This window comes from Vibrio xiamenensis, from assembly GCF_900100015.1.
Classification (GTDB): domain Bacteria; phylum Pseudomonadota; class Gammaproteobacteria; order Enterobacterales; family Vibrionaceae; genus Vibrio; species Vibrio xiamenensis.
In genome coordinates this window covers 1-5,331 of record NZ_FNDD01000064.1, presented here as the reverse complement: position 1 = coordinate 5,331, position 5,331 = coordinate 1, and the positions used below count along the sequence as shown (strand labels likewise).

At 48.0% G+C, this 5,331-nt stretch carries 9 protein-coding genes and 1 pseudogene; all 10 read left to right on the top strand.

Going from position 1 to position 5,331, the window contains the following annotated elements; genetic code table 11:
• The first annotated feature begins 93 nt into the window (after window positions 1-93).
• Window positions 94-1,107: a baseplate J/gp47 family protein gene (locus BLS03_RS25020; protein ID WP_093279556.1), complete on the top strand. Its 1,014-nt coding sequence runs from the start codon at window positions 94-96 to the stop codon at window positions 1,105-1,107.
• Window positions 1,073-1,828, top strand: coding sequence for a phage tail protein I (locus BLS03_RS25015; protein ID WP_176765699.1), 756 nt, complete (start codon window positions 1,073-1,075; stop codon window positions 1,826-1,828). The genes BLS03_RS25020 and BLS03_RS25015 overlap by 35 nt, the downstream gene beginning before the upstream one ends.
• The gene (locus tag BLS03_RS25010) at window positions 1,825-2,355 is read left to right on the top strand and encodes a phage tail-collar fiber domain-containing protein (RefSeq protein ID WP_093279554.1); all 531 of its coding nucleotides are present in this window, start codon (window positions 1,825-1,827) and stop codon (window positions 2,353-2,355) included. The genes BLS03_RS25015 and BLS03_RS25010 overlap by 4 nt, the downstream gene beginning before the upstream one ends.
• A 9-nt stretch (window positions 2,356-2,364) precedes the next feature.
• Window positions 2,365-2,739, top strand: a complete 375-nt coding sequence (locus BLS03_RS25005) for a hypothetical protein (protein WP_093279553.1) — start codon at window positions 2,365-2,367, stop codon at window positions 2,737-2,739.
• Window positions 2,740-2,747: 8 nt separating this feature from the next.
• Window positions 2,748-3,050 carry a hypothetical protein gene (locus BLS03_RS25000; RefSeq protein WP_093279552.1) on the top strand — a complete coding sequence of 101 codons (303 nt, stop codon included), beginning with the start codon at window positions 2,748-2,750 and terminating at the stop codon, window positions 3,048-3,050.
• Window positions 3,051-3,632 (top strand): hypothetical protein, encoded by a 582-nt coding sequence (locus BLS03_RS24995; protein WP_093279551.1) that lies wholly within the window; start codon window positions 3,051-3,053, stop codon window positions 3,630-3,632. It abuts the gene before it with no gap.
• Between the two features lie 9 nt (window positions 3,633-3,641).
• On the top strand, window positions 3,642-4,484 hold the full coding sequence (locus BLS03_RS24990; protein WP_093279550.1) for a hypothetical protein: 843 nt from the start codon (window positions 3,642-3,644) through the stop codon (window positions 4,482-4,484).
• An 8-nt stretch (window positions 4,485-4,492) separates the two neighbouring features.
• On the top strand, window positions 4,493-4,843 hold the full coding sequence (locus BLS03_RS24985; protein ID WP_093279549.1) for a phage tail assembly chaperone: 351 nt from the start codon (window positions 4,493-4,495) through the stop codon (window positions 4,841-4,843).
• Between the two features lie 79 nt (window positions 4,844-4,922).
• Entirely contained in the window at window positions 4,923-5,129 is a 207-nt protein-coding gene (locus BLS03_RS24980) for a hypothetical protein (protein ID WP_093279548.1), read from the top strand.
• A 3-nt stretch (window positions 5,130-5,132) separates the two neighbouring features.
• A pseudogene (locus BLS03_RS24975) lies at window positions 5,133-5,331 on the top strand (phage tail sheath protein); the annotation flags it as partial.

Below are 5,331 nucleotides of genomic sequence, written 5' to 3'. Positions count from 1 at the left end.
CACCGAGAATGGCACTGCAGTGACGTTTTACGGCACTTGGAACGGCCAGTTGGTTGACCCTTTTACTATCAATATTTAATCACCGAGGCGTTGATGAAACGATTTCCGCATTTGGCCCAGCTTCCTGAGCCAACGCTGCTCAGTACGCCCGATTTTTCGAGCCTGTATACCAGCGTAAAAGCTGAACTGCTCTCAGCTCTTGAAACCATCGCTCCCGATGATGTGGATGCGGTGAGTGAAACGCTAGATAACAACGCAGAAATACTAACTAAGTTCACTCAGGCGTTTGGCATTATCTTGCAAAACCATTACCGCCGCTGGAATGAAAGCGCGAAACAAATGTTTGCGATGTACGCCAGTGAAGATGACATGGTGGACATGATCGTCTCGGACATGGGCCTTGAACGGTTAACGCTAGAAGAAGGCGACCCTACGGCGTTTCCTCCGGTTGAAGCGGTGATGGAAAGTAACGAGCAATTGTTGACTCGTTATTATCTTTCTATGTTCGCATTGTCTTCAACCGGAACACGAAACGGCTATCGATTCCACGCGCTGACACCAGGCGCTGCGCCTGAGATTGATATCGAGTCACCCGATGATAATACCGTGGTCGTGACATACACCTTTAGTGATTCCGATTTTGCAGGCCAAGCCAAAGATGCAAGGTTTGTGAACGGTGGTGCAGGTACCGGAATTGTGAACGGTTACCTGCTTGCTCACGAAGGTGACGGTACCCCAAGCGATGAACTGTTAAGCGGAACCTTAGCGTATTTGAAAAGCGATTCGGTGGCTCAGGAAACCGACACTTTAAACCTTTACAAAGCGACGATCACAAAGTGGACGCTCGATGCCACGGTGTATATCCCAAACGGCCCTGATATCGACGTTATTCAAAATGCAGCGGATTTGGCGGCAGCTAAGTACGGCAGTGAGCAGCACCGATTGGAAGGCGAGATTGACCGTTCGATGATCGACCACATCTTGTTAAAAGCCACCAATGGTAGTGGTATCAGAGTGGTGATTAATTCCCCTGCAGAAAGCATTCAGTGTGACCACACAGGAGCGCCGTATCTTGACTCAATCAACATCAAAGTCGAAACCGAGTAGTTACACGCTGCTATCGAACAATGCCAGCCCGTTGGAACGGGCGCTTGAGCATTCCATTAGTTTGCACCTAGATGAAATCGCGCCGCCGTTTCCAAATTTGCGAGACGCGACGACAACGCCAGCAGTCGCGCTGCCGTACTTAGCTGCAGATAAGATGCTGACGTATTGGAAAAGCGATGACTCTATCGCGGTAAAGCGTGCTCAGGTGAGTAAAGCGCAAATCGAGCGTAAATACTCAGGTACCAAGTATGGCTTGCGTGAAGCGCTCGATGCGATTGGTTATGGCTGTGAGATTAACTCACGCGACCAGAACCCAGAATTGCCAGCGTTTACGCTCGACATTGTGGCGTGGAAAAATGATTCATCGCCAGTAAACCCAGAGCTGATTAACCAGCTACTGGAAAAAATTGACGATATCAAATCCACAAGAGACACCGTTGAGCTCAGCTTAGCCTTTGGTGTTGAAACCGAAATTTCATTGGCTGGCGCGAAATCACCGCCGACCAATGTCAGTTATACAGATGCCCCTGCAGTATTGTGGCCCATGCCAGAAGCGAAGGCTTCACTTGGCATAGCAGGTGGCATCTGTCCATCTATTACCGTGAACCACCTATACGCAGACGCAACCATTATTCCGGTTGTGCCAACCGCTACGGCTCAAGTCGGGGCTGGTAGCTATAGCGTGTCGGTGGCTCCCATTTCAGCGAGTGCGACGATATGAGCGACGGATTAAGCCTAACGATTACCACCTTAGGTTTGGCAGCGGCGATTAAAGCCAAAGAGAACGGCATTAAAGCGGTTTTAAAGTGGGTCAGTGTGGGCGATGCAGCGTACACGCCAAGCAAAGCACAGAAGGTACTGCAAAGCGAAAAAGCCCGAGTTGAGTTTGGTGAGTTTAAAGATTTAAGTGGTACCAGCATTCAAGCCGCCGCGAAGTTTTCCGGTGATGACGAATACGCCATCCGCGAGATCGGGTTTTGGCTGGATGATGGCACCCTGTTTGGCGTGATTTCAGCGCCAGATACCACGCTCAACTATAAAGCCGCCGGTGCGCATTGTATTCAGCCATTCACACTGAATTTGTCAGCGCTGCCGACTGACGCCGTCACGGTTGAAGTCGGTACGGAAAACTTAAACATCTTGATTGATGCCGAGTTTGCCATTTTAGCGAAAACTCAAGTTGACCAAATGCACTTGGCGATCAAACAAGAGTGGCGCTTGCTGGAAATTGAAAAGCAGCTTCGCTAAGGGGTGAGCATGTACGATCAAGTGCTTGAAATCACCGAAGGGCGTACGTGTGATTTTTCACTGCTTTGGGAAACCGAAGACGAAAACCGCGCGCGAACTCCGGTGGATTTAACCGATGCCATCATTGAGCTTGAAATTCGTAAGAGCAGTGATGACTCGTTACTGCTGAGGCTTTCCTCGGAAGATGGTGAGATCACGATAGCAGAGCCGACCACTGGCGAGAGTCAATATCATATCGCACCAAGCCAAACCGAAGGCCAAGCTGCGGAAAATTGGCGAGATGCATTGTGGGAGGTATTAGTGACCTTCCCCTCTTTGGATAAGTACGCGATTGCCAGCGGCCAGGCGCGCCTTATTCGAGGCATTGTTCAAAGCAGAACGTAGGAGGCGATATGGATAGTCGTATCACGATGAAGGTGGAAAAACGCCAAGTCGTCACCTTAAGCCAGGGCCAAAGCAAGGTCGAACTTCGAACGCCAAGCAAGCAGAAATTCAATGTATCAACACTTGGCAAGCAAGGTCCGGTGGGGTCGGTTGCTGCAGAGGTTTTGGTCATTGCCGCCAACGCCCATACGATGGCCGAAGAAGCGCTGATCCAAACCGCCATTCTTGAACAAGAACAAGCGGAAATGGTCAGCGGTATGTCGATGACCATAAACCATTACATTGGCGTCATTGGCGCTCAGGAGTCGTAAATGTCCACAGCCATTGAGTCCATGATTGAAAAGCTGAGTACATTGCTCGGCACGATTGATGGCAAGTTAAGAAACAAGCTGAGTTTATCCGGTGGTACTGTTGATCATCTCACCGTAACCAACCAGCTTAGCGCGACCGCCGATTATGCCCACGCATTAAAAGTGGCGCGGTTGATATCGCTAACGGGTGATGCAACCGGCTCGGTCAGTTTTGATGGAAGTGGTAGTGCGGCGATTACCGTAACGGTTGCCGAACTGGCCAACAAAGCCAACCAGGCGACCACGTATACCAAGACCGAAGTTGACACCTTATTTGAAAACTTGATTGGTTTAGCACCCGAAGCGCTCGATACCATTTACGAGTTAGCCTCCGCGCTGCAAGAGAACCAAGACAGCATCGGCACCATCATCACTACGCTGGCGGCCAAGGCCAACAGCGATGATGTGTACGATAAGGCAGCGGCAGACGAAACCTTTGCCACCCTCACCAATTTACAAAGCACTAATGATGAACTCAGTAGTGTGATCACTCAGTTAACCGCCGCTTTTGTAGCTGGCACTGAACAAATTAATAATGCGTAAGGAATCTATATGAGTACAGCAGAAACGGCTGCTTTAATTGAGTCGGTCAATGAGCTGACCAACACAGTGGCAGGCAAGGTTCAAGAAATTGATGCAAAGGTGGATGAGGCAACAAACGTTACCCCTGTAACGATTAAAAATTGGATGCATCGTATTTACTATGTTAACGCAGAAACGGGTTCTGATGATAACGATGGTCAAACAATTGCAACGGCGAAAAAAACGATTGCAGGGGCTGTCAGTGATTCGTCTAGTGGCTCTTTCATCTACGTGCGTTTACTTGGCGCTAAAATTTATGACTTAGCCAGTGTGGTAGATCTAACCAATAGAACGGTATACGTTAGTAGTTATGGTGCTACATGGGGTGATGCATCAACAAGATCTACAATACGCGGTGCCTTGCGTTCAGCCGATTATTATTGGTCAGGGCAGTTTAAGCTAGGGTGGAATGGTCGTATTCACTTTGAGCAAGTGAACTTTGAAACGGTGACATTTAGTGAATCAAAAGCTTCATATGATGATTATCGATGCTCTTTAATTTCTGGTTCATCTTCCAGTGGTCAGGTTTGGTTTTATGGTTGTTCTGCGAATTTGAATAATGGCCCATTAGTACACCAACATTCTGGCGGATCTTTTGGGATGCTTGATATTTATCTTAATAACGTGTCGTTAACTAAAAATGATAACTTGCTTATCGCGGATGGAAATCCTGTCCTCGTGGGTGATTATGGTAATGCGCCTTTGCCATTTACGTTATTTGCAAACAGTGTTGCGTTACCTACAGATGAGACATGGTCATCAATGGTAACGTGTAATATTTCACAAATTATTTCTAACGTATCGTTCGAGTAAGGTTTTCTATGACTGTAAAAACATTAATGTACAACGAACGAGTGTTCTCAAATCTAACGAGTGATGCCGCTGTATCATTTGGTATTCCTGATAGCGTCTATAATGAAGCGCTATCTAATCAGGAATGGATGGACATTCGAAGCAAGCGCGATGGGTTAATTGAAGATACAGATAGTACGTATCTTCGTCATCAACGTGAACTGCGTCTTGGTAAGTTAGTCGATGATGCAGACAACCCCACCACGCTATCCAGTGCTCAGCTAACTGAGCTTGATACGTATGTGCAAGCGTTGGCTGACATTCCCCAAAGCTACGCCTCACCAGACGATGTGGTTTGGCCTAAAAAACCAAGCATCTAACCGCCGCTTAAAGCGGTTTTTTTGTATCTGAAATTCACCAAGCCCTGCTTTTTGCAGGGCTTTTTTATTAGGAGCTGCTATGCCAGAACCGAAATCAAAAGCCAAACGCCAGACCTATGTCGTGAATACGCCATTCCCTTGGCACAAAGGGCATTGGACCATGAAAGACCAAGAGCTTGAACTGCTTCCTCAGGAAGCCAAAGCCTTGCTTTCCAACGGTCGTATTTCACTGAAAACCATGACCACTAAAGCCACCGCTGTCAAAGCCACTGCAGAGAGCAAATAATCTATGCTAATCACCTCATTTGAGCACAATGGTATTTCCATTGTGAAAAAAGCCTTACCTGCGGCAATGGGGCCATTGGGTAAGCACATTGTGTGCTGGGTCGGTACCGCACCAGATAAACACGCAGATGTTCCTTACAACGTGCCATACCGCATCGCGAACACCACTGATGCCGCCATGCTTGATACCACAGGCGAAGAAG

What these genes read in the sequence shown, in the direction of transcription:
- BLS03_RS25020 (WP_093279556.1), top strand. Translation starts at nt 94, where the DNA reads ATGAAACGATTTCCGCATTTGGCCCAGCTTCCTGAGCCAACGCTGCTC.
- BLS03_RS25010 (WP_093279554.1), top strand. Translation starts at nt 1,825, where the DNA reads ATGAGCGACGGATTAAGCCTAACGATTACCACCTTAGGTTTGGCAGCG.
- BLS03_RS25005 (WP_093279553.1), top strand. Translation starts at nt 2,365, where the DNA reads ATGTACGATCAAGTGCTTGAAATCACCGAAGGGCGTACGTGTGATTTT.
- BLS03_RS25000 (WP_093279552.1), top strand. Translation starts at nt 2,748, where the DNA reads ATGGATAGTCGTATCACGATGAAGGTGGAAAAACGCCAAGTCGTCACC.
- BLS03_RS24995 (WP_093279551.1), top strand. Translation starts at nt 3,051, where the DNA reads ATGTCCACAGCCATTGAGTCCATGATTGAAAAGCTGAGTACATTGCTC.
- BLS03_RS24990 (WP_093279550.1), top strand. Translation starts at nt 3,642, where the DNA reads ATGAGTACAGCAGAAACGGCTGCTTTAATTGAGTCGGTCAATGAGCTG.
- BLS03_RS24985 (WP_093279549.1), top strand. Translation starts at nt 4,493, where the DNA reads ATGACTGTAAAAACATTAATGTACAACGAACGAGTGTTCTCAAATCTA.
- BLS03_RS24980 (WP_093279548.1), top strand. Translation starts at nt 4,923, where the DNA reads ATGCCAGAACCGAAATCAAAAGCCAAACGCCAGACCTATGTCGTGAAT.